The sequence below is a fragment of the Neobacillus sp. WH10 genome, from assembly GCF_030123405.1.
Lineage (GTDB): Bacteria > Bacillota > Bacilli > Bacillales > Cytobacillaceae > Neobacillus.
Genome location: NZ_CP126110.1, coordinates 1,051,444 through 1,075,936, shown reverse-complemented (window position 1 = coordinate 1,075,936; position 24,493 = coordinate 1,051,444). Strand labels below are relative to the sequence as shown.

Genomic DNA, 24,493 nt, shown 5'->3' with positions numbered 1-24,493 from the left:
ATACAGTCAATATATTTAGGCACTTTGGAAAAAGATGCCCTCTAACATAATCCAAATAATTTTTCATAAAATCAACTTTCCAAAATATTGTATTTTTATTATAGTAGATTAATAGATGAAAGTTTTACCAAATGGAGAGGATTGTCTAGATTGAATAAAATGAAAAAAAAGAAAAAAGGGAATGTCTCATTTAGAATAAACATCATATTCTTTGTTGTCTTTATATTATTTTCAACTCTCATTCTTCGACTAGGAATGTTACAGATTGTACTTGGAGAAAATTTTCAGCGGGAGATAGACCAAAAAGAGATTGTTCCAATTAATTCATCTGTGCCGCGGGGAAAAATATATGATACGAACGGAAAACTGGTTGTTGGAAATAAACCTTTAAAAGCCATTACTTATACTCGCCCCAGTTCTGTTACACAAGATGAAATGTTAGACGTTGCAACGGAATTAGCTAATCTCATTAATAAAGACTCAGAGGAAGATTTCAAATCAATTACAAAGCGAGATCGTCAAGACTTCTGGATCATGCAACATCCCAATTTAGCTAATGCCAAAATAACGAAAAAAGATAAAGCTAGGCTACAGAAAAAAGAGTTAGATAAAAAGGAATATGATAAGGCAATTTATGATTTAACAAGGGAAAGAATTACGGAAGAAGAACTAAATTCTTTTTCGAAACAAAAGCTAGAAGTATTGGCAATTTTTCGCGAGATGTCTAGCGGGCAAGCGTTAACACCCCATATCATAAAAAATAAAGATGTGACCGATGAAGAGTATGCGGTTGTAAGTGAACACCTTGATTCCTTACCAGGGGTGGATACAACAACGGATTGGGACAGGGATTTTGTATTAAAAGATGCGGAAGGGAATGGACCATTAAGCTCCGTTTTAGGGAAAGTAACAAGTTCAAAAGAAGGATTGCCTAAAGATAGTCTCGATTACTTACTAGCTCAGGGATATAGCAGAAATGATCGTGTTGGAAAGAGCTATATTGAACAGCAGTATGAGGAAGTCTTGCAAGGTCAAAAAGAAACGGTAAGGAATGTTACGGATAAATCAGGAAATGTTTTGGAATCTCAAGTCTTTAAAGAAGGAAAAAGTGGGAATGATTTAATTTTATCAATTGATATTGAACTTCAACAAAAGGTTGATGCGATAATTCAAGATAAACTAAGTCAGGCTAAAGTTGGTCAGCCCTATATGGATAGAGCCTTAGTCTCCGTTATGAATCCAAAAACAGGGGAAATGCTTGCTATGGCCGGTAAGCAATATGTAGTAGATAATGAAACGAAAAAAACCGAAGTGAGAGATTTTGCATTAGGAAACATGACCACTTCCTATTCAATGGGTTCTGTTGTAAAGGGAGCAACCGTATTAACCGGGTATCAAACAGGAGCAATCGTTCCAGGGCAAAGCTTATATGACCAACCTTTGAAGTTTAAGGGTACAGATGTTAAAAAATCATGGAATTCGGTAGGATTTGGTTTTATTGATGATTTATATGCTTTAAAAAGATCATCCAACGTATATATGTTCTTAACAGCTATGAAAATTGGCGGGCAACAAACGTATATCCCAAATGGGCCGTTAAGCATCGACAAAGTTGCAGCTATAAACAAATTCCGAAAAAACTTTGCTCAATTTGGATTAGGGGTTAGAACGGGAATCGATCTCCCTGGTGAACAAACGGGATACGGTGCTGGACAAATCCCGCCTCTTGCCGGTAATGTTTTAGACTTTGCGATAGGACAATATGACACATATACGCCATTACAACTTGTTCAGTATATTTCAACCATTGCAAATGGTGGTTTTCGGATTCAACCGCATTTAGCAAAAGAAATTCGGAAGCCAAATAATAATTCGGATGAACTAGGTCCTATTATTCAAGAAATTAATCCAACTATATTAAATAAAGTGGATATGAAAGAATCTTGGATTAAACATGTTCAAGAGGGGTTAAAATTGGTCGTCAATGATCCCCAAGGCACAGGATTTGGCACAATCAAAAATAAACAATATAAGATTGCTGGGAAGACAGGAACAGCAGAAGCATTATATGATGGGCCTTTACCAGGCCACCCAATGTTATGGAATGTAACCTTTGTCGGTTATGCTCCATATGACAATCCTGAAATTGCTCTTTCAGTTGTTGTCCCATGGTCAACCACTGATAAAACACATACAAATTTAGAAATAGCTGATGAAATTTTTAAAGCATATTTTGATTTAAAAAACGCTCGCTTAAACCAAGGATTAGATACATCTAGTACTACTCAAAATGTTGAAACCAATAATGATGCAAATGAATAGAATTTGAAATTATTCTGTATGGGAGTATAAAAGTTACGATAGCTGGTCTAGAAAATAGATCTAGCTATCGTAAAATCACTCCTAATAAAATCGGAGTGATTTTTGGATAATTTATTTTATGCAAAATTAATGATTAACTATCTGACGAATGTGGTCTATTGAAAATGAATAAATTGGTCTATTTCAAATACGATTGTGCAAGTTTCATTAGTTCGCCTTCACTAATGTTTCCTCTTAATTCAAAATGGATGACTTGTTTATTTTTATTTTTTACATACATGCTTATTCTTTTTTCTGATTCCTCTAAATCTCTTGTAATAGAAAATGCGTCCTTGTCTTTGAAAGGAATTACCTTTTCATTCGAATGAATGTTCCAAATCACCTTTTTTCCCTTTTTATTTATCAATTGTTCACTATCTTCATCTAAAGACTGGCTTACGTAAACCCATTTATCCCCTTTATGCCATATATCCCAAATCGTTATAGGCCCTTTGAAATTTTTGGCTGAAAGTCCAGAGGGATATTCGATTACTCCTCTTGATATCTCTAATGGTATATTTACATCAATTGAGGGTCTCATTATCTTGAATGATGCTCTTTTTTGTGAATCCTTTAAATCAAAGTTTTTTTTATACTTAATCATCCATGGATAACTCTCAAAACCAGCTAACTTTATGTTCTCTGGTGGCAATACTGGTCTAATTTCAAGGTTATGCCAGCTGTAATTAACAGAATCTAAACTATGGATTTCTTGAAAGTCATTCTTTTTATTGGCGTGGTTGCCAATTAGGATAAAGCATAATAAACACACGGCGACTAATGACATTGAGACTTTAAACCATTCCCAACTTAGAATAGGCCACCTCACCTTAGATTTTTGGTCAATTTTTTCACTCAATAGTTTTTTTACGATATCTTTTCTTTCATTTACCCAAATGATTTCTTCTTCTAACTTATTTACCTTATAAACTAACGGTTGTCGACCATTCAATTGTTTCATCCTCCATCAATAAGAATTTTTCAAGATTATTGGTGGCTCTGTGGAGAGTGGTTTTTACTTTGGCCTCTGACCACTCTAATATTTCCGCAGTTTCTTTTATAGAAAACTCCTTCATTTTTCGTAACACAAATACCTCACGTTGTGACGGCTTTAGTCGTTTCAAAGCTGTTAATAACATTCTGCCTTCTTCTTTTATTTCTACTATTTTTTCTGTTGAGGGATATTTAACATTCTCTTTTTTAAGGACATTCAGCAGCTTTTTAACTTTCGATTCTTTGCGAAAAAAATCCATCGTTGTATTATGTGCTGCTCTAAATAAAAAGCTTTTCACCTTAGCCACGTCTTGAATACTGTCATATTTTTCATAAACCTTAAGAAAGGTTTCCTGTAACAGATCCTCTGCCGTTTGAGGTTCATGAACGATTGCGAATATGTATTTTAAAAGGGACACACTATACTCCTCATACCACTGAAAAAATAGTTGATCTTTAATCGACTCCATTTCTGTTCCTCCCGTTTAGATACTAGAGAGACGCAATACATTGAAAAAAGTTACAGTTTTTAAAATTCAGTAATTTACCAATAAAAAAAGACAGTCAATATGATTATTGATTAGTTTCAAAAATAGAAAGAGAATTATTAAAAAATTCTTTCAAATATTAGGAATTTAGTGTAAAATTACACCATAATGGAAATATAACAAATTAGAGGAGACTGAATATAAAAAATGGTGGGTTTTTTGGGTTTTTAGCGTACCTATTTTTATCATCACCTATATGAATTCTTTTTTTATCACCAGTAAAATTACCTATGAATCCCAAGCCGAGTGCAAGCCGATGTTTATTTTTACACCACAGAATGTGCACTATTGTAGTGAAATTTATCCGATTGATATTTTTTTAATATCTTTAAAAACAAAACCTCTTTCGTATATTTGTCTCATTTCAGGAATATATTTAATTGGATTCGCCCTTTATTTATTCATCCGCTTAATCATAAAAAGTCGGGAGAATCATATAAATGCTCGGTGAATATATATAGAGGTTAGATTTGATGTGCTTTTCTCAATCTTTTTGTCAAAATTGTAATGGGACTACAAAATTTTTACTAGGGATTGTTGGCAACCCAATAAGGAGAAAAACAGGTCGCCAATAGAGGTAATTGTCACCCATAAGGGATAGTTCCTCAATTTCAAATAGGAATCAATTAACCTTCCCAACATAAGTAAAGAGCCTAGACTTCTAAGCCCTTTCATTATGAATTCTCCTCAATATGGATTCCAGCTGTTTGATAAATAATTCCTTGCTGCCCGCCGATTGCGAGGTACTGGTTTAGGGAATTCAGCAAATTTGCCGTTAAGCTGTTTCTTCTTTCTTAATGGCTTTTACATTCCTAAGCCTTATCCACTGCGTCTTCTTGCTTTCAGCTAATAATTTATCTATTTCTACAACAGGAAACGGCTCCTTGCCAATTAAGATTTCAGTATTAGATAAAGTGATAAAGACTTTTTTCAGTAAATTTTCTCCATTCTTCAGTTCAATATGAATGATTTCTCCGGATTCCAACTCGGCTAAGACAGGGAACCTTCTTAAAAAAAATTGTTTACTGTAATGGTCCATTTTTTTATTGATCAGCAGATTCCCTAATAAAAATAGGGCAACACCTATAACCAAGGACCATAATCCGAAATTACTCAAATAAATGTTTCCAATGAATATGATCAGCAGAAGCCATCCAAATTTAAGGCACCAATAGATAAAATACATTATGTTCGCCCTTTCGAAAATCGACTTTACCTCTATATTCACTGAAATTCAAAGTTTTTTCAATGCAATTGCTCGTCTTTTTTTGGTAGGATTAGACAATTTCTATCTAAAAAACCGCCATAGCGACGGTTTTCCCTTTTTATATTATTTTTAAATTAGTATCCAATATATTGGAAAAATTATATTAAAGAACACCAATTTTAATGTTTTTCAAAAAATGAGAAGCTGAATTTTTCATTCATATGGTTAAAACTGACAACCGTCTTTATATGTTGTAAAAAAAATCACCTATATCGATACTGCCGGCCGCATGTTAACGATGTCTTTACTTTCATAAAATCATACATGAGTGCAGCTTTCCTTCCTTTATCCGTATACCTATTCTTTTTAGTGCGGAGGCACTCCATAAATTCAGCATCACACTGACAAGGGGAAATTCCTCGACTTAGGCAAAGGTCATGTCTCTGGCAGCAGGCATCTACATCATTTATGGGTGCACCTGGCCCGCTGCATCCAGGCCCGCACCATCGATACCCTGGAAAAATGCACCATGAAAATGGATTTTTTCTCCTTCTATTTCTCAAAACTCCACCCCCTAAATTAAATTGGCCAGTTAACATTTTGATGTGTTCGTTACTAATAAAATATGAAATTCTAAATAAAGTGAAATGGCAAAGCCCCAGAACAAGTCCATATATATAAAGAAAAAATCGCAAGAGATTCCCTCCTTGCGATTTTTTTCTTTTAATTGATGGGAGAATTTTTTGAAACTCCCTTATCAAAGGGACAATCTAACAAATAGTACTAACCATGTTTCTGCCACAGTTCTTTGATTGGTATAATCCTTCGTCTGCCCTGCTCAATAAGGAATCAATCGTATCATCAGTGTGAGATTGTGTCACGCCAAAACTTGCAGTAAGTCGACCCGCGCCATTAAAACTATGTTCTTCAACCTTTTCTCTAAGAAGTTCAGCAAGTCTTTCAGCATCCTTCCCTAAAACATCGGTGATCACAATAAACTCTTCCCCGCCCCAACGGCCTAAAAGGTCACGTTTGGTTAGGTTAATTTGGATAAGTTCAGCCAACTCCTTTAAAACGGAGTCACCAATTTTATGTCCATAAAGGTCATTAACCGTCTTAAAATGATCGATATCAAAAAAGATGATGGAAAAACTCATGTGCATTTCTTGGCAGTCGTTTAACTTATTTTCTAGCCATTCATCAATTTGATGCCGGTTGGCAATTCCCGTTAAGGCATCTATGTAGGCGTACTTTTTAAACATTTCCACCTTGGCACATGACTTAAACATATGCTGGGCATATAAAAAGACAATAATATAGACAAAGCTTGCGAAGTAATATTGGAATAAGGAATCAATCGACACTAAGGAAAGGCGGTTCATGTACGTGATTCCATCTGTCAAAGTAATGGCGAAAATACCTATTGAAAAGTAAAAACCACGCTTTATCCCCAGGGTTAAAAAAACAAACATAAAGTAGATTGGCATCCAAACAATAAAGTCACCTAAAGATCCGCCAATTTGATTCAAGTAATTATGGACGGCATCAAAAAATGTGGTGACATGGTACACACTGATCAAAATCAAATTAGAATACTCAATAAACCGTATAAAACGATTCTTATATAGAAAAATCCAACTGATTACAAACCAAACTGTAAGTGTACTATTTATAATAAAATCAAGTATATTTTCAACATCAACATTTTGCATTAGTGTATTTAAAATAAGTGCAATAAAAATACATGGAATAACCCACAGGTATACACTTCTCTTGAGTTCATCAAGTGATTCAAATTGTTTACAAAACATCGGATTACCTTCTCCCCAACTAATCAATTCGATTAGTCCAGCCCAAATCCTCAAAAACGGCAGACGACTGGCAATAGACCCCCGTTCAAATCCCGGCGGCTCCCATATCCTTATTAGTTTGGTGTTTTTTTCTATATAATAGCCTTACCAATTTTAATTCCGCAGAAACAAAAAATTTATACTATTTTTCTATTTACAGCAGGAAAATAAAGTCATTATATAACTATTGTAATTGAAAGTTTACTGCTTTTATATAGCATTCTCGCTTAATGATTGTAGTATTTTTGTCTATTTTTCCTAAAATGTACAGCATTGAATTATTTTATTTGCGTCGAATTGTAAGGTAAAACAAATTGGAGAATTTTTAAATGCAGAAATTTATTTAATAGAGTCGGTTATCATTATATCCCAAAGGCAAAAATTTCGTGTGGGTTCGGTCGCTTATAACCTCGAATAGTGTCCGGAAGCACTCTTTTCTCTTGAAAATTCAAAATAATGAAATTAATGTAATTTATGGTAAATTAATATACAAGAAGAATTGAAATGATGGTGAACTTTCATGTTAGAAAAATTTCCTGTTTATATGACAGCTTTTAGGCAAGAAAGAATGATTAGAGTATACCTTCCGGAAAGCTATATTAATGAAAGTAAGAGATATCCCGTCCTATACATGCATGACGGGCAAAATGTTTTTGAAGATGAAGGTGCGATTAAAGGGGTATCCTTAGGGATAAAAGACTACTTAGATGAGAGCGGTCTAGAAATCATTGTCGTAGGGATTGATCTAAATCCAGAGGGTGAGGAACGTGTCAATGAATACTGCCCATGGGCAAATGGAGAAATCAGCAAACAAATATTAGGTTATGCCAGTCCATCAGGCGGCAGGGGCGAAGAATATCTAGATTTTGTGATAAATGAGCTTAAACCTTTCATAGACAATAAGTACCGCACACTACCGAATCACACTTCGATGGCAGGAATCTCCTTAGGAGGCCTAATTTCAACTTATGCTGCCTGCCGTTATCCTCATATTTTTAAAAGAATTGCTGCCGTATCACCTGGTTTTTATCGGAACCAAGAGGAAATCGAGAATCTATTAAGAAACTCCGACATGTCCGCCATTGAGAAATTCTACATGGACTTTGGAACAAAAGAAATAGGCGAAAATGAAGAAATGTTTAAAGTATTCCTCGATTTAACGAATAGAGTCGTTGAAATATTGAACGACAAAGAAGTAAATCTTCACTATCAACTGATTAATGATGCCGAACATGCCTATATATTTTTTAGAAAAAGAGTCCCTGAAATGTTGTCATACCTATTTTCAGATATTGATAAGGCAAATTGAAAATGCTCTTTAATTAGTTAAAAAGGTATGGTTGATTTAATGCCATACCTTAACTTCTCTCTTACTTGTCGAAAAGCTTAATATCCATATTAATTTATAAGCATTTATGAATTCTAAAGTCTTTTTCCGGCACAAACCCAAATCATCCTGGCAGAATTTATCTATCGAAACAAACACTTAAAAACCAACATATAGAAGATAACAACATGAGAAAGGGTGTCAGGCACCATGTGAAATTTTCACATGGTGCCTGGCACCCTATTTTTAAAATGGTTTTAAGATCATGAGGGCGATGATGATTAAAAAAATCGCATTTTCAAGGTGTTCATATCGAAACAGAATTTTTGATAATCGCCAATACTCTTCAGGAATCTCATCGCCTTTATGAGATTCTAATAGAGCTTTAATAGGTTTGGACCTCGGTGATAAGACGAGCGGACCAATGGCGAGTGCTGCCAGAAAAAGTACAAGACTTGTTACATACCACCCCATTCGAAACAAGCTTGGATTTAATAATCCCATGGTCAGACCTGTAATCAGTAATAGGGCGCCGCCAATCATCACAAAAATATGTAATTTATGTCTAATTTTATAGGAATGTCTTAACTCGGTCATTGTACTCCCAGATTTAACAACAGTTGTTAAAATAAACCCTGGCCCCATACCCAAAATAGCTGAAAAAATATGAATGAATACAATAACCTTGTAGAAAGTAATCACTGGTGTCAGCCTCCATTTCTTACATGCTCCCATTTTACCATAAACAATGTGACTTCAATGTAATCTCTTGCAGTCTAACATAGTTTTGTAGAGTTTCGACCATTAATTTCACATATTAATAATGATATAATGTAGGAAAGTCGGAAGTAATGATGCACCTGAAAGGGGGCTGCTAACATAAATAATTTTTTTAAATTTATCTTTATTTTAATAGGATTTTTATCTCTGGGTCTCGGCATTTTGGGGATAATTTTACCCTTATTACCAACCACTCCGCTATTACTTTTAGCATCCTTCTGCTTTGTAAAGGGATCAGAACGGTTTGAGCACTGGTTCAAAGGGACAGCACTCTACAAACGTTATTTGGAGAACTTCGTTAATGAGAGGGCTATGACCTTACAACAGAAACTTACCATCTTGTTATTTGCTGATGCAATGATCGCCATCGCCTTCTTCTTCCTCGACAATACCATTTTGAGGATCATGCTGCTCTTAATCGTTTTGTATAAATACTATTATTTCATCTACAAAATAAAGACGATCCAGGTTGTAAAAGCGGAACCAAAATAAAACAAAATGCAAATGGCACTACCCAAAATGCTGGGTGGTGCCAATTAGAAAAATAAAAGATTATTAACTTTCATCATCCGGATTAATTATCGCCAACACCTGATGGTCTTCCCATTTCCCGTTAATCTTCACATTCTTCAATGCGATTCCTTCTTTATGAAAACCTGATTTCTCCAATACTCGAATCGAGCCGATATTGTGAGGCATGACGCCAGCTTCAATTCGATGCAATTTCAGTTCATTAAACGCATATCCCACCAACAGCTTTGCTGCTTCTGTTGTATAGCCTCTTCCGTTATGCTTCTTATCTAAAAAATATCCAATGAACGCACCTTGAAGCGCGCCTCTTAGGACTTGAAATAGATTAATAGTACCAATCAATGTTCCATCATGTTTAAAAATCCCAAAATTATATGCTTGATCGGTTCGACTGTCTTCTTCATATTGCTTAATTCTCTCAAGCTGGAATTCAATCGTATAAAAAGTCTCATTCCGCTCCATCGAAAACTTTTCAAAGAAATCGCGATTCTCCATAAATAATTCAAGCAGGGCTTCAGCATCTTTTGTTAAAAATGGTCTTATATAAATGTTTGTTCCTTTAATCATGTAATCTTCCTTTCCCTAATTAAATGCAGAACCATGTATTCATCATCATAATGAACACCATCTACAATTAGTGCATTTTCTTCTATTCCGTACGTTTTAAAGCCTAGTTTATGATAAAGCTGTTTCGCTTTTTGATTACTTGCAGTTACGCCTAAATTAATTTTTTCAATAGTTTCGATTTCTTTGGCTTTGTTGATTGCTTCTGTCAGCAATGCTTTCCCAACGCCTAATCCTTGTTTCTTTTGAGTGACATACATAGCAAAAATGTTCGCACGGTGACGGATTTTCACCCGATCCTCCTGAAGCAGTGTAACAACTCCAATTAGTTCTTCATTGTCAAACGCTCCAAAAGTGTAGTTTCCTTCTGCGGTAAACGTACGGGCAACCTGTTCAACAGGATTTTCCCTTTTTACGGATTCTTCATAGCTTGATAAAAATGCCTCTGGATTTTGCTTCAGTGCTTCTAATCGTAATGCCCAATAACTTTCAGCGTCTGATGGATTTAGCAATCTAATTTCCATAATCATGCACCCCTTTGTTCTATCAATTTCTCACTTATTTCTATGAATACCAGATAAGCCATGTATCATCTTGGTTTTCCTTTAATTACTAGGATCTTTACCAATGCGAATGACTTTTATCAAAAGATCTAGCTTCTCATTTCTTTCTTGATCTAATTTTGTTTTTTCATTCATAAATCTTATAATTCTAATAATGAAATATATACCAAATCCTAGAATTAACAAATAAAACAAAATAGGTATTATGGCAAAAAAGCTAAACATCCCCATACTGTCCATCAAATAAAGCACCCCCAAAATTGTGAAGTAATACCAATATTATACACTAAACATTTTTGCTCTCCTCTCGCTTTTTTTAGTTGACCGAGCTCCAAATCATTCTATTGGATACCTTTTTCACACTTCTTTCGGCGGTCCGGGATCCAATACACCCTATTGGTTTACTTAATAGTAAAAATCATGATGATAAAAGTAGATTTTAAGACTACTTATAAAAGTTTCGACATATAGTATTCATCCACAAATTCACCATCAATGAACAGAGAATCCTTTTTTGTTCCTTCAATCTCAAATCCCATTTTCTTATACAATGCCACTCCGGGCTCGTTCCGAATTACTGTTGTTAACTCTAGGCGGCGAAGACTCTGTTCCCTTGCCCACGCTTCTAGTCTCGTAAATAGTTTTGTTCCAATCCCTTGCCCTCTATAATCCTTTAAAATTCCAATCACAATATAGACCGAGTGCTTTGTTCTTCTTGCAGTGCCGCCAATTGCAATCAAATATCCGGTCAGATTATTATCTATCTCTGCAACGAATATTGTTGAGTTTCCACTTTTTTTCATATTCTCAATTCTTGTTCTCTGCTGTTCAGTTGTAATCTGCCGTTCACCTGCTTCCATCAGCATGAACTCTGACTCTTCTTCAACCTGCTGAATAAGTCGTACTAAGCTTTCCGCATCGGAAACTTTTATTTCTCTAATGATCATTAAAATTACCCCTTAAAACAATATCTTATGTCTTTTTTTTCACAGAAGCCTGCCAGTTTAATAAGCAACATCCTATTTTTTAAATATATTTCTTATATCACTCCACCCATATACAAGTTCCTGTACTTTTTGCCCTAAAAACTCGACTTCTATGGTATCTATTTTTTTAGCTCCAAGTGTCTCGTAAAAAAGGCGGGAACTATTATCCTCAAGCACTAAAACCAACATAGTCGAGATATTTTGAAGTTGCAGTTCATCTATCAATGGTTTCACTAGTAAACTTCCAAGTCCATTTCCTTGATATTCTTTAAGAATATATATTGCATAAAGCTCTCCAGCATAATCAGGGTATTTCCCCGTTCTCTCTTTGCCGCCCGATGCAAAGCCGACAATCTCCCCTTCTGAGGTTTCCGAAACATAAACTCCGCCATTCGGGATACTATTTTTCCACAATTGCTCTCTGCTTTCATAGGAAAGTCTTTTTAAGTATTCGGCTGGAACTATATTGTCATATGTAGTTTTCCAACTATCGACATGAACTTTCGCAATACCTTTAGCATCAGCTAACACTGCCTTTCTAATCTTCATCCCAAAACCTCCAAGTCCTTTCCTTTATATAGCTCTAAAGCTTCTATTAAAAATTGCATGTCATAACCTGTTTTTTCATTAATTCTATATGCCCAATCATCTATACTATTTAGCTTATGTTCACGAAATAGACCCTCACTGGTACTAAAAAAACTCTCCCATCCATAGAATTCCCAATGGGCGATTTCAGATTTATATGGGATTCGACACTCTAACAATGGTTTGGGTTTAATCACATTCTGAGAATACTCAGCTGCTTTGAAAAAATCACCTATTTCTATTGGCTGAGTATCATAAATCTGTTTGGACTGTTTACTATTGGGTCTATGATAAAAAACCTCAAGCGATTTCTTTAAAGATTTCACATGAACCTGTGCTCCCGGGAAAAAGCCAGAAAGTCTTTTTTCAGTAAAATCTTCGTTATCTTCATCGATTAGAATTGGCGTTAACCATTGGTCACCCAAATCACATAAAAACCGATTGCCAGCTTCATCTAATGCAATCACTGCCACATGTGCCCGACTGGTGTTTAGGTGATGCCCGATGGGATAGGCTGTGATCCCATCCTTTTGAAATTCATCCAGCAGCCATATGGCTAGGTCGAAGCAATTACCAGTAATGCCAAACTGCTCCCGATGCTCCCTCATAAGAGAAACATCCCTTTGTTTCTTATTTTTACTTTTCGTATGAAACCATGCTTTCGTTAATGTTTCCATCGGAAAATCATCAAATTTCTTCCATGTAGTCAGAATATTTTTTGGTGCAATCATTGTAAAACACTCCACCTATCCTAATGCTTCACTTCATTTGCACCTGCTTCCATGTTTGTCGGATGCACTTTTTCCCCAGATTGCACGAAGTACAGGTAAGATAGAACCCCCATTAATACACCTGAGCCAAATAGGATGGAGCCGATAATGACAAAATTTCGCACGAGGGTGGTAACTAATAAATCATAATCATTTATTTCCGATGTTAAATTACTTTCAAGCCATATTTCGCCAAAAGAAGTACCCCAGTAATAGCTTAAAAACATCAGCAGCAGACCACCGCCTATTAGTAAGGATGATACAGTAGTTAATTCTTTTATTTTTTGTTTTGACATGAAAATCCCCCCTTATTCTTTTTCTAGAAATACAAATTCAACAAAAAGGTAATGTTTTCCTTGTTAGTATATTTTTTATTTGTTTGACACGTCTCTTTTTTATATTTATGCGATAAGAACAAAATTAGTTGGATGTAAAAAGAGTGTATCTACTGTAAAACTTAAGTGAATCCGTATATGTAATTCCAAGACTAATTCACTTGTCCATTTTATATGAGAATAAGAAAATTCTGTCATTTTGAAGGAGGAAATAAAATAAAAGGAGAAATATATAACAAAGATTATGAAAGGGGGACAATGAATGAGTGAAAAATTATTAAGGGTTGGTACTACTTATATTCCAGTAACGGATGTAGAACTTTCTTCAGATTGGTATGTAAACAAATTAGGTGCAGAGCTTAGCTACAAAGACGAAGACAAAGCAATTCTAAATTTTGCAAACCAAAGCATTTTTCTTGTGAAATCTAAAAAAAATCAAAGTTCCAATTTCTATGATATTTACGGTGTGGAGCGTTTCTCTTTAACATTTGAGGTGAATGGATTAAATGCCTTAGAATCTATACATAGAGATTTTACAGAAAAAGAGATACGAGTTGGAAAAATTGAAAACAGAGGACATTCTGGAAAAAACTTCGTATTCTATGATTTAGATGGTAATAAATTTGATGTGTGGAGTGAATTAAGTCCAATCTTTAAAGAAAAATTTTTGATCTCGTAGTAACAAAACTATTGTTATTGAACGAATAGTAAGGAGCTAAAAAGTATGACCAAAGCATTATTGCAAGGTATGGAAGGTGCATTTATTCCAGTCAAAGACCCTAAATTATCGGCAAAATGGTATGAAGAGAAACTTGGCTTTACACTTATTTATCTTGAAGAAGAAGCAGCTATAATGCAGATAGCAGAAAAATCTCAAACGGTGGTATGTCTTGTAAGAACACTTAACCATCAACCAATGAAGTTTCCTGATAATAACTTTGGCGTAGGCAAATATTATAATTTTATATCTTTTGATATTGAAGAAACCCACAGGTTATTAGTTGAAAAGAATGTCATAGTGAATTCTATTGGTGGAGAAGGAACTACAAAGTTTTTTACCTTTTATGACCCTGATGGAAATCCTTTAGGGGTGTGCCAATAATTAAATTACTTTCAGCTAAAAGAGTGGATAATCTAAAACAAAACATCGATAAAGGACTTGGTTTCAAAACCAAGCCTTTTTGTTTAAAATTACTTTTCTCTATATGATCGAGACTACTAATAGGTCATCCTCCCATTTTTTATGATTTGACCCTATTAGAGTGTTTGATAGGTCGAGTTATTCTTTAAGATTTCAAGTATGTCATGGACTAACTGAGTCATTTCCTTGCCATCCTTACTGTTATCACATTCCGTCCATTCAAAGTGGCGTTCGCCTCCATTAATCCATACGTTCAATTCATAGCTTTCATATGTCTGCTTATTACATTTTTTTGAAAGATTCTTTTCACCAAGGTAATTGGATAGAATCATCAGTTTGTAGATTTTGTTCATTTCATCTTTTGAAAACTGAAAATCACTTATAGCAGCGGTATTTCCGTTTTTCAAATCCTTTATTATTTCTTGGTTTTTGGTATCGATTTTGTTTTTCAAACCTACACCATACTTTAACTTAAAAGCAAAATAATCTTGTTGATCAACATCGTGGGAAATGGTTAATAAATCACTTAGATCTGGACATTCTTCAATTATATATTTTGTTTCAGTATTGGATTCCTGTTTTTGAATCCCGTTACAGACGTAGGTTCTTATTTCTCCCTGGCCAAATTTATCTTTCGTAGTATCTATTTTAATCGCTAATTTGGATCCATCATATTCTAAATCTTGAAAAATAGGATCCCCCTCAATCGTATATCGAGTTAGTCGAACCTTATCCTTTTTTCCACTTTGTGTATTTTTCACAAAAAGATCTAATCGTTCTAGGTTTTCTAGCCCTCCATGACTTTCTATCACTTCGTTTTTAGTAGGTTTTTCAATTTCTCCACTTTTATTAGTGTGGTCATCTGAATTAGCTTTATCTAATTGGCATCCCGTGATAAAAGCACATAGTAATGCAATAAAAACGATGAAGAACGTCCTTTTGAACATGGTCATTCACTCCTTTTAAAAAAAGAGACGAAGTATTCAAAAAAAGGTTTCGCGATCATCATCCTTTACTAAATTTAATCATAAATTCCTGAACTCGTTCGATAACTTCTTTTATCGCTTCGATCGATGCTAATATATCACCTTTTATCTCTAAACCATGGTCTGCATTCGGAATCACAACTGTGCTAACAAGATTATTATTTTTCAAGGAAGAAATTCTCTCTTTGATAAAATGATGATCATGATCTCCAATCACACAAAGTGATGGCCGATCGGTATTTAATAATGCCTGGAACACATTGTCATCCTTCATTAGTGGTGTTAACCAAACGCCAATCGTATTCTTGATGTAATTTTTTTCGGTCCATTCCATTGCCATCGGAATTGTTCCAATCGATTTACTCATCAGGATACAATGTTTGTACACGGTCTCCTTTAGAACTTCATCAACCACTGCCTTCACATCTTCATACATCCATTGATCTTGATCTGTTTCACTAAGCTTTTTAAACTGTTCATTTTTTGCAAAATGATAATTAATTTGAAGAACATCGATATTATGGTTCAAACACATGCCTGTCGCATAATGAAACAGCGGCCGCTGAGTACTATAACCGAGACCAGGCAGCATGATACAAATTGCATGATTCGGTTCTTCCCTTCGAATCCACGTATAGGGGATGGTCGAATACTCATTTCTAACTACATGATCTTCTAAAATACGATACATATCATTCACCTCATTGGTTGATTACTAGGATAGGTTACGGGATGCGAATTGTGATAATCCCAGCAAATAATTGTCGCACTATCCTGGCCAAAGTTTTCATGAACATGTTGCAAAATATGCTCTACATTTGTATGGACTTCCCCTTCATAACAATCTGTGTAAAGTCGCGAAGGAGTTTCATAATATCGACCACCACACTCTAAAACACCATCTGTTATCAAGACAATTCGATTTGAGCCTGTTCTTAGTTCTCGGATCCCAGACGAATAACAAGGTACTGGTAATGAAAACGTATTGACTTGTCCAATCCATTCAAAAAATTGACGCTGGTTTAGGGCGTATTGTCCAAATTGATGTAGGTCTTCATGAAGGAGATAGAGTACGCAATCACCTACTGACAGCCACCATAAGTAATTTTCTTTTCTTACACATAGAAGGCAGGCTGTTTCACCTTGAATTTGTTCGCAGGCTTCCAGAAAAGCAGGAGATTGAAAAACAGAGAGGATATGGTTCTCAAATAATTGAAAGGCGATTTTTACAGGTTCGTCTAAAAAGGCGGCTAGCTTTTCCCACTCATTATCAATGGTTTTCAGCACCAATTTGACACTTTCAGCACTGTTATGTCCATCTAGAACCATGGCGAATTCCCAATCCGCCCCCTTTACCACCATTGCTCCATCTTCATTCTTATAAGCCCCTGCTTGCCGATTCCCACCATATCTCCCAATAATCATTTGATCGCATACCTCTATTTTAATTTGATTGATATAAGGAGCTTCCTGCCCGATCCACTGTAATTTCCGAAAGGGTAATTCGTTCTTATTGGACCCCATTAATAAAACCTCCTCAAGTTTAGCTTCACTGACCATTTCAAAATCAGGTTTCATAAATTAAGAACAAAAATGCCATGATAAGAATAAAAGCAAAGAAGGTAATGACATGAGAAAACTTCTGATAGGCTTGTTTGCCACAATTGTTTTTTTCTCTGGGAGTGTAATTCCGCTGAAATTATTGAATACAGCCATTGCACAACAGAAACCGATTCCTCCATATGCGAAATGGGGGACCCTTGCAATGGAGAAAACACATGAAAAGTATCCGAATGCTAAAATAATTGATTATCTGCATATCGGGAGAAAAAGCGGCCCAAATTCCACAACTGAAAAATTCAAACTTTGGTTAAAAGATAACAGTAGAGAATTCGGTGTTTTCGTGAATATTGAATTTAACAATAAAACTGAAAAAGTCATCAAGATTACTTTCAAGGAAACATTGAAATAAACGCACGCTCATTGCTTTGTATGGACGTTTAAAAGAGAAATTTTTTTAAACGTCCATTATCCTACTACGAGGTCTGAACGATTGTGGGGTCTGTGTTCTTTCATGTACATTTCTTCAGAAATCATCCAATTATCTTCCCACATCCCACGTGCTTCTCCTCCGTCTCTTTCAATGCCTCTTAGTAACCTTGTCTCTCTCGGGCAATCGACCCAAATAGTAAAATCATAAAGGCTTGATAATTCGTTCCGTGTAGAATACACACCTTCAACAATGACAGTGCCTCCTATTGGAACTGTGTGCCATTCTGCCAGCTGATCGGTTTCCCAATCGAAACGTTGATAATACCCATTTTGATTTTGACAAATTGGATCAACCACCTGATTTAATACCCGTTTCCAATCACAATCTGCACCTAAGGGTTTTTGTGTTGGTGGTTCATGGATAATTTGGTCCGAATGAAAATAAAAATCGTCCATATGCACAATCGTTACGTTGGAACATTTCTCTTTTAAAAAATTTGCCAATGTACTTTTTCCTGAGCCGCCGCAGCCATCGATTCCGATAAGAAGCGTAGAGTGTTTTCTAGGTATATTGTCAATGGACTTTACTAATTGATCTAAAGTATGAAACTCACCACTTTGCACTTGAAAATTCACTGAAATACCACCTTTCTTTATTTCAACATGAAGTCACAGTGTTATGTTTCTTCGATATTCGTTCACTATAATCCTTCTTAGTGCCCGCTCAATCCTTTTTTCCGCTTCATCGGGCACTGTCATTCTTTCAGAGTGACCGAGATGCTCTTTTTTCACCTTCATCGGGCACTGTCAACCTTTCAGAGTGACCGAGATGCTCTTTTTTCACCTTCATCGGGCACTGTCACTCTTTCAGAGTGACCGAGATGCTCTTTTTTCCACTTCATCGGGCACTGTCAACCTTTCAGAGTGACCGGGCCGCTCTTTTTTCCACTTCATCGGGCACTGTCAACCTTTCAGAGTGACCAGGCCGCTCTTTTTTCCACTTCATCGGGCACTGTCAACCTTTCAGAGTGACCGGGCCAATCTTTTTTCACCTTCATCGGGCACTGTCAACCTTTCAGAGTGACCGGGCCGCTCTTTTTTCCACTTCATCGGGGGCCGTAAAACGAAGACAGAGGATTAGTTCATCAAAAAGCATCGCTATTCGACTACAACGCATATGCTATGAAGCTTTCCTTAACGCACTATTGCCTGATAGGAAAGTTATATTTTCCTGTCGGTTAACACAAAGAGCCGTCCGTTTGGCAGGCTCATAATTCCAAATAATACAACCGTTCTTCATTTACCCCTTAAGATTTTCATATAATTGTATTTTTACATAATTTTACCATCCTTTTCGTTGAATTCCTACAAAAAATAGAAGCACCATGTGAAAAATTCACATGGTGCCTGACACCCTTTCTTATATATTTTCTTGTTTTAAGGTATCAACGATGTTTTCCTTTTTAACTTTGGAGCTGGAGTAGAGCATGGCTGAGCCTACGATGACAAATACGGCGGCAACCACATAGATCATACTGATCCAAGGCAGGGTGAATCCATAGCTGAAACTGTTCATCAATGCTCTATAGATCAAATACATCACGGCAATGCTAATCGGAAGTCCATAAAGCAGCGACTTTATGCCATAAAAAATACTTTCATAGTTGATCATTTTATTAAAGCCTTTTGGCGTCATTCCCACCGATTTCAGCATTGCAAATTCCCGTTTTCTTAGGGAAATCGAAGTCGAAATAGTATTGAATATATTCGCAATCGAAATTGCGCTAATTAACGCAATAAAGCCATACGTAAATACCGACATGAGCATGATCATCTGTTCTTCCTGCTGTCTTCCTTGATATACATTGTGAACATACATTTTGCTCTCTTTAATTTCTTCGATTTCCTCCTGTGTTTTCATCGGGTCCTTGCTCTTCAGATAAAGAGAGGTCTGAACATAAGAATGCAACTTTTCATTCAGCAGCTGTTCCATTCCTTTTTCTGACACGATGATGTTTATTCCGCCGATTCCCGCCGGTGAAATCCCCATCGGCATTTGATCAGTCAAAGCGACAATTTTCACTTTGTTTATTAAGGTCTCATTTTTGCTGTCTTCATAGTTAAAATTTAAATCGATACTTTGGCCTGCTTCCATATGGATGGCCTTTCCTTCAACATATTTCCCTGTTGTCGTATCCTCATAAGGGATTGTATCAATTACAATGCCCGTCATATGGTCCCGATTTGTCAATTCTTTATAATCAGCGCCAATTTCCTTTGCATAAGCCTTTAGATTTTCCTCATTTAATGCATCGATTTGCACAGAATAAGAGAATTTTCCGTTCTCAAGCATATTCTTATCCTGCTTCACCATTTTTTGTAATTCATCCGCGAGAGATGCCTCGTTGATCCAGGTATTCATATTTAACTCTCTCACCACACTTGATTCCGTTACATCCTCAAGAGAAGAAAATGATTTCAGCAGCCGAAAATCTTTTTCGGTTAAATTGCCGCTAGAAACAGAAATATCATAACTTATCCTATCCTGTGAGAGTACAAGCGATTTTTTCATATTGGATGTAAAAAATGATACTGTTAAAAATAGAACGATACTGATAACAAGTGAGAATACCGTTGCTTGGTACTTGCGTTTGTTTCTCTTTAAATTCTTTAAACCTATTTCTGCTTCAATTCCAAAAAACTTGCGAACGAACTTCGATGTTTTCACTGCTTTACCTGTAAGCTTAACCTCCGTTGTTAGACGGATTGCATCAATGGCGGAGATTCTAGATGCCTTAATGGCTGGAAGATACGTTGAGATCACTATCGTCACCATCGAAATTGCACAGGCAATCAAAATGGAGAGGGGTGTAACCACCACAGTTAATTTTTCCGTCACCCCTAATGCACCTTGAATGACGGAATTAATCGACCAAAAGGTAACTCCTATTCCAAGAAGACCACAAATGATTCCAATCGGGATACTGATTACACCAATGATGATTCCTTCGAAAAACACCGAGTTTCGCTTCTGTCTTTTCGTTGCCCCAACACTTGCGAGCATCCCTAAATGACGGGAACGTTCTGAAACAGAGATAGCGAAGGCATTATAGATTAATGAAATAGAACCAATGATAATGACCGCCATAATGATGGCTGATAATGAAAACAACATACTGTTCAGGTTATCATTATTTGTCACCCCGTAATAGCGCAATAACTCATTATTAAATTTGGGTACTCCTATTTTGTTTTGCTTTGCCAAGTCCTTCGCATGATCGTATAAGGAGCTATTGACCTTTTTTAACACAACTGTCGCATTGACTGGATCGTTCGCTCCAATCGTATTTTCATCCACATAGCTAATAACCGTATACCCAGGTGCCCAGGTCGCTTCCCATGTGGGACGGTTGATGAAGCCTACGACCGTGTAGCTTTTCGTTGTTTTATTCGTCACACTCTCAGACGTTTTCTCATCCTCTAATTGTAATGGATCCTCTTGTCCGAAGACATGGTCACTAACACCAGGCATTGTACGTTGTCCAACTTCAAGGGTTAATTTATCACCAATCTTGTATTCTACTTTTGCGTTCGAGGTTATGTGCTCAGAAAGAACAACCTCATTACTTGCTTTTGGCATCCGCCCTTTACTTAATTCAATCGGAAACTGTTTAAACCCTTGGGCATTATACTCCTTGATAAACAAATATGGCTTGCTCTCATTTTGTCCGCCTTCTAAAAGGGCGTAGCCACGGTCACGTGAAAGGACAACCTTTTTTGTTTCCTCATCGTTTTTAATCGCCTTAAGCTGCTCTTTGTTCACATCCTTGTATAGGACATGCCACTCACCTTCACTTGCAATCGTCTGCCTTTGCATTAAATCCATAAAAGAGACACCAAGGGTTGCCACTGCTGTCACCATGGCGACAGAAATAATGACGCCAATGATGGTCACTAGCGTCCGCCTTTTGTTTTGCTTCAAATGCCGGACCGTTAATTTATTCACAATATTCACGGACGAATCACCTCGTCCTTGGCGATTCTGCCATCCTCAATTGCAATAACTCTGTCTGCTTGCAAGGCAATCCGTTCATCATGGGTAATAACTAGCAGCGTTTGTTTAAATGTTTTATTAAACATTTTTAATAAATCAATAATTTCACTACTATTCTTACTATCTAGATTACCTGTTGGCTCATCGGCAAGCATAATAGCAGGATTACTAATCAGCGCCCGGCCGATCGACACCCGTTGTTGCTGCCCGCCGGATAGCTGATTAGGGAGATGGTTTAAGCGATTCTCTAAATTAAGAATCTTAACGATATCATTAAACTGTTTCTTGTCGACCTTATGTTCATCTAGCAAGAGTGGCAGGGTAATGTTCTCTTCTACTGTCAGGACCGGAATCAGGTTGTAAAATTGATAGATCAAGCCTATTTGCCTGCGTCTAAAAATCGCCAGCTGTGTTTCATTTAAGTTATAAATATCAGTATTATCCACGAGGACCTTACCGCTGGTTGGACGATCAACACCGCCAAGCAGATGCAAAAGCGTCGATTTCCCGGATCCGGACGGGCCGATAATAGCGACAAATTCACCTTTTTTAACTGAAAAAGAAACATCATCAAGTGCCTTAACTGCCGTCTCACCTTTTCCGTACATTTTAGTCAGATGTTCTATTTTTAAAATTTCCATTATGATAAAACCTCCATGTTTTTGCTGATGGTTCTAGTTTATCTGGCTAAAATGACTTTCCAGTGACTGTAAAGTGACAGTTTAGTCACTTAATGGTTTATTTAAATAACAAAAAGTGGCACACCGCCAGTAAAGTAGCCTTTAACAACAGTAACCCTGTCCTATCTGGCAGTAACACAGGGTTATTTAACAGTTAGCAACTTATCCGTTAATTGGAGTACGCATTTCAACTTTACACCACTTGCTTATAAAACTTAATCCGAAACTGCGTCCCCTCTCCATCCTTACTTTTAACCTCGATATCACCATTTTGGCTGGTGATGATGCTTTGTGCCATCGCCATGCCGATTCCGATGCTCTCTTCACTGGCATTCTTTCCTTTGTAAAAGCGTTTAAAAATATACGGGAGATCATCCTTCGCAATGCCTTTCCCGTTATCAGCAATGACGATTTCCGTAAACATAGCATTTTCTAAAAAAGAAATGATAATCTTTCCACCTGAAGTGGTATGCTCCACGCTGTTTTTTAAAATATTGATTAGGGCTTCAGCGGTCCAATTAAGGTCGCCGACAAAGGAAACAGTATCATCACCCTCAATTGAAATGGTTTGTTCCTTAATGTCCATTGGAATCAAAACGGGCTCCAATGCTTTTTGAATCAGTTTTTTCACCGTTATTTGATCTTTTTTGAATTGGGCCGTTCCGGCGTCAATTTTTGACAGCTTTAATAATGAAGAAACGAGCCATTCGATACGTTCAAGCTGAATCCGAATAGTACGGGTGAATTCATTTCTTTTTGCAGCCGGCAGGTTGGCATCACTTAACAAATCGGCCATGATCATCATTGAGGTAAGTGGGGTTTTGAGCTGATGGGATATGTCGGAAATCGCATTGGTAAGCTGGATTTTATCCTGCTGCAATAGCGAACCTTGTTCTGATAGCATGATGGTCACTTTATAAATATTGTTTTTTAGAATGCTTAGCTCTCCTTCGAAATTATCACGCACATCGAGTGAATAATCACCACCGCTTATTTGACGTAAATATCCGGACAGCTTTTCGATTTCGCGATATCTCCAATTCGTAAATATTAAACAACATCTAATGAGTAAGACAGAAACGATGAAAACAAGCGCCATTGCAGCCAGCGAAAGAAATGCAGCTGCCAAGAGGCCAGCTAGACTGATCAGGCACATCGTTAGTATGAGTATACGCACCTCGCGATTACGCAGCATGCTAATCACCAACCTTATAGCCTAATCCGCGCACGGTTTTGATAATTTGAGGATTTTGCGGATGAACCTCTAACTTTTCCCTCAGCCTTTTTATGTAAACCGTTAAGGTATTATCATTTACGAAGTCCCCAGCTACATCCCAAATCCGTTCCAATAATTGATTACGTGAGAGAACCTGTCCGATATGGTTCGCGAAGATTAGAAATAAGCGATATTCTAAGGCAGTTAACAGAACTTCTTCGCCATTTTTATAAACCTTCCCTTCGAGTGTATTAATGCTAACATTCTGGATTTCAATAGTGATTTTTGTTTGCGGCTGCTTTTGATATCTTCGTAAGACCGTTTTGATCCTAGAGATAAGCTCTCGAACCCGAAAAGGTTTGGTTATGTAATCATCTGCTCCCATGTCAAGTCCCATCACAACATTGACCTCATCGTCAATCGCTGTTAAAAAAATAACAGGAAGATCCCTCCGTTCCTTCACCAACTTACACAATTCATAGCCACTTCCATCTGGCAGGGATAAATCAAATAAACATAATGCAATTTGATCCAATTCCTCTGCTATCACCTTTTTAGCAGATACGGCGTCATAGCATAGAATCGTGGAAAACTGGTCCTGCTGCAGCGAATACTCAAGTCCAGATGCAATCGTTTTATCATCTTCCACAAGCAAAATTTTCATCATATACTTCCCGCCCTTCAATACCCATTATAACAGCATAAAAAGGTGTCAGGCACCATGTGAAAATTTCACATGGTGCCTGACACCCTTAACAAGGTTATCACAATGTAATGGAGGAAAATCTCCAATGTGTTATTTTACAATACTTTACTGGTATCTGGGCCCCTCCGGTACATTTTTGAGGCTCGCGTTTTTACCGGCAAGCTTTTCGGGATTTGAATTGTTTGTCAATAGGTGGTAGGCATCCCACTGTGACATTAAAGGTTGAATCTGGTGTTCAGGTACAATGATTCCCTTTTTTTCTAAGTGTTTAAAGATGCTTTCAGCCATTCTTCTCTACCCCTTTCATGATTTCAT

Annotated in this window: 27 protein-coding genes and 1 pseudogene; 7 read left to right on the top strand and 21 right to left on the bottom strand. The window is 36.6% G+C overall.

Features of this window, described 5'->3' with window-relative positions; genetic code table 11:
- The first annotated feature begins 150 nt into the window (after nt 1-150).
- Nucleotides 151-2,322 carry a peptidoglycan D,D-transpeptidase FtsI family protein gene (locus tag QNH20_RS04940; protein ID WP_481858040.1) on the top strand — a complete coding sequence of 724 codons (2,172 nt, stop codon included), beginning with the start codon at nt 151-153 and terminating at the stop codon, nt 2,320-2,322.
- Between the two features lie 178 nt (nt 2,323-2,500).
- Here the strand turns inward: QNH20_RS04940 and QNH20_RS04935 are convergent, their stop codons facing one another.
- The gene (locus QNH20_RS04935; protein WP_283921796.1) at nt 2,501-3,322 is read right to left on the bottom strand and encodes a hypothetical protein; all 822 of its coding nucleotides are present in this window, start codon (nt 3,320-3,322) and stop codon (nt 2,501-2,503) included.
- Nucleotides 3,285-3,824 carry an RNA polymerase sigma factor gene (locus QNH20_RS04930; protein WP_283921795.1) on the bottom strand — a complete coding sequence of 180 codons (540 nt, stop codon included), beginning with the start codon at nt 3,822-3,824 and terminating at the stop codon, nt 3,285-3,287. Before QNH20_RS04930 ends, QNH20_RS04935 begins: the two co-directional genes overlap by 38 nt.
- A 244-nt stretch (nt 3,825-4,068) precedes the next feature.
- Here QNH20_RS04930 and QNH20_RS27045 point away from each other — a divergent pair.
- Nucleotides 4,069-4,353 (top strand): annotated as a pseudogene (locus tag QNH20_RS27045) (DUF4306 domain-containing protein); the annotation flags it as partial.
- Between the two features lie 324 nt (nt 4,354-4,677).
- Here QNH20_RS27045 and QNH20_RS04925 read toward each other — a convergent pair.
- Both QNH20_RS04925 and QNH20_RS04915 read right to left on the bottom strand, forming a co-directional pair.
- Complete coding sequence (locus QNH20_RS04925) at nt 4,678-5,019, bottom strand: hypothetical protein (protein ID WP_283921794.1); 342 nt, start codon at nt 5,017-5,019, stop codon at nt 4,678-4,680.
- A gap of 860 nt (nt 5,020-5,879) precedes the next feature.
- Nucleotides 5,880-6,920, bottom strand: coding sequence for a GGDEF domain-containing protein (locus tag QNH20_RS04915; RefSeq protein WP_283921793.1), 1,041 nt, complete (start codon nt 6,918-6,920; stop codon nt 5,880-5,882).
- A 559-nt stretch (nt 6,921-7,479) separates the two neighbouring features.
- Between QNH20_RS04915 and QNH20_RS04910 the strand changes: the two genes are divergently transcribed.
- Nucleotides 7,480-8,268 carry an alpha/beta hydrolase gene (locus QNH20_RS04910; protein ID WP_283921792.1) on the top strand — a complete coding sequence of 263 codons (789 nt, stop codon included), beginning with the start codon at nt 7,480-7,482 and terminating at the stop codon, nt 8,266-8,268.
- Between the two features lie 264 nt (nt 8,269-8,532).
- Here QNH20_RS04910 and QNH20_RS04905 read toward each other — a convergent pair whose 3' ends face one another.
- Nucleotides 8,533-8,985 carry a DUF2269 family protein gene (locus QNH20_RS04905; protein WP_481858093.1) on the bottom strand — a complete coding sequence of 151 codons (453 nt, stop codon included), beginning with the start codon at nt 8,983-8,985 and terminating at the stop codon, nt 8,533-8,535.
- A gap of 180 nt (nt 8,986-9,165) precedes the next feature.
- Here QNH20_RS04905 and QNH20_RS04900 point away from each other — a divergent pair, with 180 nt between their 5' ends.
- Nucleotides 9,166-9,558 (top strand): YbaN family protein, encoded by a 393-nt coding sequence (locus tag QNH20_RS04900; protein ID WP_283923352.1) that lies wholly within the window; start codon nt 9,166-9,168, stop codon nt 9,556-9,558.
- A gap of 63 nt (nt 9,559-9,621) precedes the next feature.
- Here the strand turns inward: QNH20_RS04900 and QNH20_RS04895 are convergent, their stop codons facing one another.
- The 7 genes from QNH20_RS04895 to QNH20_RS04865 all read right to left on the bottom strand — a co-directional run bounded on the left by QNH20_RS04895 (nt 9,622) and on the right by QNH20_RS04865 (nt 13,364).
- A complete protein-coding gene (locus QNH20_RS04895; protein ID WP_283921790.1) occupies nt 9,622-10,164 on the bottom strand; it encodes a GNAT family N-acetyltransferase in 543 nt (180 codons plus the stop codon).
- A complete protein-coding gene (locus QNH20_RS04890) occupies nt 10,161-10,685 on the bottom strand; it encodes a GNAT family N-acetyltransferase (RefSeq protein ID WP_283921789.1) in 525 nt (174 codons plus the stop codon). Before QNH20_RS04890 ends, QNH20_RS04895 begins: the two co-directional genes overlap by 4 nt.
- An 81-nt stretch (nt 10,686-10,766) precedes the next feature.
- On the bottom strand, nt 10,767-10,964 hold the full coding sequence (locus QNH20_RS04885) for a hypothetical protein (protein ID WP_283923351.1): 198 nt from the start codon (nt 10,962-10,964) through the stop codon (nt 10,767-10,769).
- Between the two features lie 209 nt (nt 10,965-11,173).
- Nucleotides 11,174-11,671: a GNAT family N-acetyltransferase gene (locus QNH20_RS04880; protein WP_283921788.1), complete on the bottom strand. Its 498-nt coding sequence runs from the start codon at nt 11,669-11,671 to the stop codon at nt 11,174-11,176.
- A gap of 72 nt (nt 11,672-11,743) precedes the next feature.
- On the bottom strand, nt 11,744-12,259 hold the full coding sequence (locus tag QNH20_RS04875) for a GNAT family N-acetyltransferase (RefSeq protein WP_283921787.1): 516 nt from the start codon (nt 12,257-12,259) through the stop codon (nt 11,744-11,746).
- A complete protein-coding gene (locus QNH20_RS04870; protein ID WP_283921786.1) occupies nt 12,256-13,029 on the bottom strand; it encodes a hypothetical protein in 774 nt (257 codons plus the stop codon). The genes QNH20_RS04875 and QNH20_RS04870 overlap by 4 nt, the downstream gene beginning before the upstream one ends.
- A 20-nt stretch (nt 13,030-13,049) precedes the next feature.
- Complete coding sequence (locus QNH20_RS04865) at nt 13,050-13,364, bottom strand: hypothetical protein (RefSeq protein ID WP_283921785.1); 315 nt, start codon at nt 13,362-13,364, stop codon at nt 13,050-13,052.
- Between the two features lie 301 nt (nt 13,365-13,665).
- Here QNH20_RS04865 and QNH20_RS04860 point away from each other — a divergent pair, with 301 nt between their 5' ends.
- Together QNH20_RS04860 and QNH20_RS04855 are read left to right on the top strand one after the other, a co-directional pair.
- Nucleotides 13,666-14,082, top strand: a complete 417-nt coding sequence (locus QNH20_RS04860; protein WP_283921784.1) for a VOC family protein — start codon at nt 13,666-13,668, stop codon at nt 14,080-14,082.
- Between the two features lie 45 nt (nt 14,083-14,127).
- Nucleotides 14,128-14,505: a VOC family protein gene (locus tag QNH20_RS04855; protein ID WP_283921783.1), complete on the top strand. Its 378-nt coding sequence runs from the start codon at nt 14,128-14,130 to the stop codon at nt 14,503-14,505.
- Nucleotides 14,506-14,660: 155 nt separating this feature from the next.
- On the opposite strand, the gene QNH20_RS04850 is transcribed toward QNH20_RS04855, so the two are convergent.
- From QNH20_RS04850 to QNH20_RS04840, 3 genes are read right to left on the bottom strand one after another with little or no spacing between them, the layout of a single operon-like run.
- A complete protein-coding gene (locus tag QNH20_RS04850; protein ID WP_283921782.1) occupies nt 14,661-15,491 on the bottom strand; it encodes a DUF4362 domain-containing protein in 831 nt (276 codons plus the stop codon).
- 58 nt (nt 15,492-15,549) lie between these two features.
- Nucleotides 15,550-16,221, bottom strand: coding sequence for an alpha/beta family hydrolase (locus QNH20_RS04845; protein WP_283921781.1), 672 nt, complete (start codon nt 16,219-16,221; stop codon nt 15,550-15,552).
- Between the two features lie 5 nt (nt 16,222-16,226).
- Nucleotides 16,227-17,054 carry a PP2C family serine/threonine-protein phosphatase gene (locus QNH20_RS04840; RefSeq protein WP_481858039.1) on the bottom strand — a complete coding sequence of 276 codons (828 nt, stop codon included), beginning with the start codon at nt 17,052-17,054 and terminating at the stop codon, nt 16,227-16,229.
- Nucleotides 17,055-17,160: 106 nt separating this feature from the next.
- Here QNH20_RS04840 and QNH20_RS04835 point away from each other — a divergent pair, with 106 nt between their 5' ends.
- On the top strand, nt 17,161-17,502 hold the full coding sequence (locus QNH20_RS04835; protein WP_283921780.1) for a YqzG/YhdC family protein: 342 nt from the start codon (nt 17,161-17,163) through the stop codon (nt 17,500-17,502).
- 56 nt (nt 17,503-17,558) lie between these two features.
- On the opposite strand, the gene QNH20_RS04830 is transcribed toward QNH20_RS04835, so the two are convergent.
- The 6 genes from QNH20_RS04830 to QNH20_RS04805 form a co-directional block, all read right to left on the bottom strand.
- The gene (locus QNH20_RS04830) at nt 17,559-18,158 is read right to left on the bottom strand and encodes a uridine kinase family protein (RefSeq protein WP_283921779.1); all 600 of its coding nucleotides are present in this window, start codon (nt 18,156-18,158) and stop codon (nt 17,559-17,561) included.
- A gap of 784 nt (nt 18,159-18,942) precedes the next feature.
- The gene (locus QNH20_RS04825; protein WP_283921778.1) at nt 18,943-21,537 is read right to left on the bottom strand and encodes an ABC transporter permease; all 2,595 of its coding nucleotides are present in this window, start codon (nt 21,535-21,537) and stop codon (nt 18,943-18,945) included.
- Nucleotides 21,534-22,217, bottom strand: a complete 684-nt coding sequence (locus QNH20_RS04820; RefSeq protein ID WP_283921777.1) for an ABC transporter ATP-binding protein — start codon at nt 22,215-22,217, stop codon at nt 21,534-21,536. The genes QNH20_RS04825 and QNH20_RS04820 overlap by 4 nt, the downstream gene beginning before the upstream one ends.
- A gap of 232 nt (nt 22,218-22,449) precedes the next feature.
- Nucleotides 22,450-23,451: a sensor histidine kinase gene (locus QNH20_RS04815; RefSeq protein ID WP_283921776.1), complete on the bottom strand. Its 1,002-nt coding sequence runs from the start codon at nt 23,449-23,451 to the stop codon at nt 22,450-22,452.
- Between the two features lies 1 nt (nt 23,452).
- A complete protein-coding gene (locus tag QNH20_RS04810) occupies nt 23,453-24,136 on the bottom strand; it encodes a response regulator transcription factor (protein ID WP_283923349.1) in 684 nt (227 codons plus the stop codon).
- A gap of 147 nt (nt 24,137-24,283) precedes the next feature.
- Complete coding sequence (locus QNH20_RS04805) at nt 24,284-24,466, bottom strand: hypothetical protein (protein WP_283921775.1); 183 nt, start codon at nt 24,464-24,466, stop codon at nt 24,284-24,286.
- Between the last annotated feature and the right edge of the window lie 27 nt (nt 24,467-24,493).

Coding starts and splice junctions, on each gene's coding strand:
- QNH20_RS04890 (WP_283921789.1), bottom strand. CDS start 10,685: ATGGAAATTAGATTGCTAAATCCATCAGACGCTGAAAGTTATTGGGCA.
- QNH20_RS04815 (WP_283921776.1), bottom strand. CDS start 23,451: ATGCTGCGTAATCGCGAGGTGCGTATACTCATACTAACGATGTGCCTG.
- QNH20_RS04805 (WP_283921775.1), bottom strand. CDS start 24,466: ATGGCTGAAAGCATCTTTAAACACTTAGAAAAAAAGGGAATCATTGTA.
- QNH20_RS04855 (WP_283921783.1), top strand. CDS start 14,128: ATGACCAAAGCATTATTGCAAGGTATGGAAGGTGCATTTATTCCAGTC.
- QNH20_RS04895 (WP_283921790.1), bottom strand. CDS start 10,164: ATGATTAAAGGAACAAACATTTATATAAGACCATTTTTAACAAAAGAT.
- QNH20_RS04935 (WP_283921796.1), bottom strand. CDS start 3,322: ATGAAACAATTGAATGGTCGACAACCGTTAGTTTATAAGGTAAATAAG.
- QNH20_RS04875 (WP_283921787.1), bottom strand. CDS start 12,259: ATGAAGATTAGAAAGGCAGTGTTAGCTGATGCTAAAGGTATTGCGAAA.
- QNH20_RS04915 (WP_283921793.1), bottom strand. CDS start 6,920: ATGTTTTGTAAACAATTTGAATCACTTGATGAACTCAAGAGAAGTGTA.
- QNH20_RS04835 (WP_283921780.1), top strand. CDS start 17,161: ATGAGAAAACTTCTGATAGGCTTGTTTGCCACAATTGTTTTTTTCTCT.
- QNH20_RS04810 (WP_283923349.1), bottom strand. CDS start 24,136: ATGAAAATTTTGCTTGTGGAAGATGATAAAACGATTGCATCTGGACTT.
- QNH20_RS04840 (WP_481858039.1), bottom strand. CDS start 17,054: ATGGGGTCCAATAAGAACGAATTACCCTTTCGGAAATTACAGTGGATC.
- QNH20_RS04870 (WP_283921786.1), bottom strand. CDS start 13,029: ATGATTGCACCAAAAAATATTCTGACTACATGGAAGAAATTTGATGAT.
- QNH20_RS04820 (WP_283921777.1), bottom strand. CDS start 22,217: ATGGAAATTTTAAAAATAGAACATCTGACTAAAATGTACGGAAAAGGT.
- QNH20_RS04930 (WP_283921795.1), bottom strand. CDS start 3,824: ATGGAGTCGATTAAAGATCAACTATTTTTTCAGTGGTATGAGGAGTAT.
- QNH20_RS04845 (WP_283921781.1), bottom strand. CDS start 16,221: ATGTATCGTATTTTAGAAGATCATGTAGTTAGAAATGAGTATTCGACC.
- QNH20_RS04880 (WP_283921788.1), bottom strand. CDS start 11,671: ATGATCATTAGAGAAATAAAAGTTTCCGATGCGGAAAGCTTAGTACGA.
- QNH20_RS04865 (WP_283921785.1), bottom strand. CDS start 13,364: ATGTCAAAACAAAAAATAAAAGAATTAACTACTGTATCATCCTTACTA.
- QNH20_RS04910 (WP_283921792.1), top strand. CDS start 7,480: ATGTTAGAAAAATTTCCTGTTTATATGACAGCTTTTAGGCAAGAAAGA.
- QNH20_RS04885 (WP_283923351.1), bottom strand. CDS start 10,964: ATGGACAGTATGGGGATGTTTAGCTTTTTTGCCATAATACCTATTTTG.
- QNH20_RS04860 (WP_283921784.1), top strand. CDS start 13,666: ATGAGTGAAAAATTATTAAGGGTTGGTACTACTTATATTCCAGTAACG.
- QNH20_RS04850 (WP_283921782.1), bottom strand. CDS start 15,491: ATGTTCAAAAGGACGTTCTTCATCGTTTTTATTGCATTACTATGTGCT.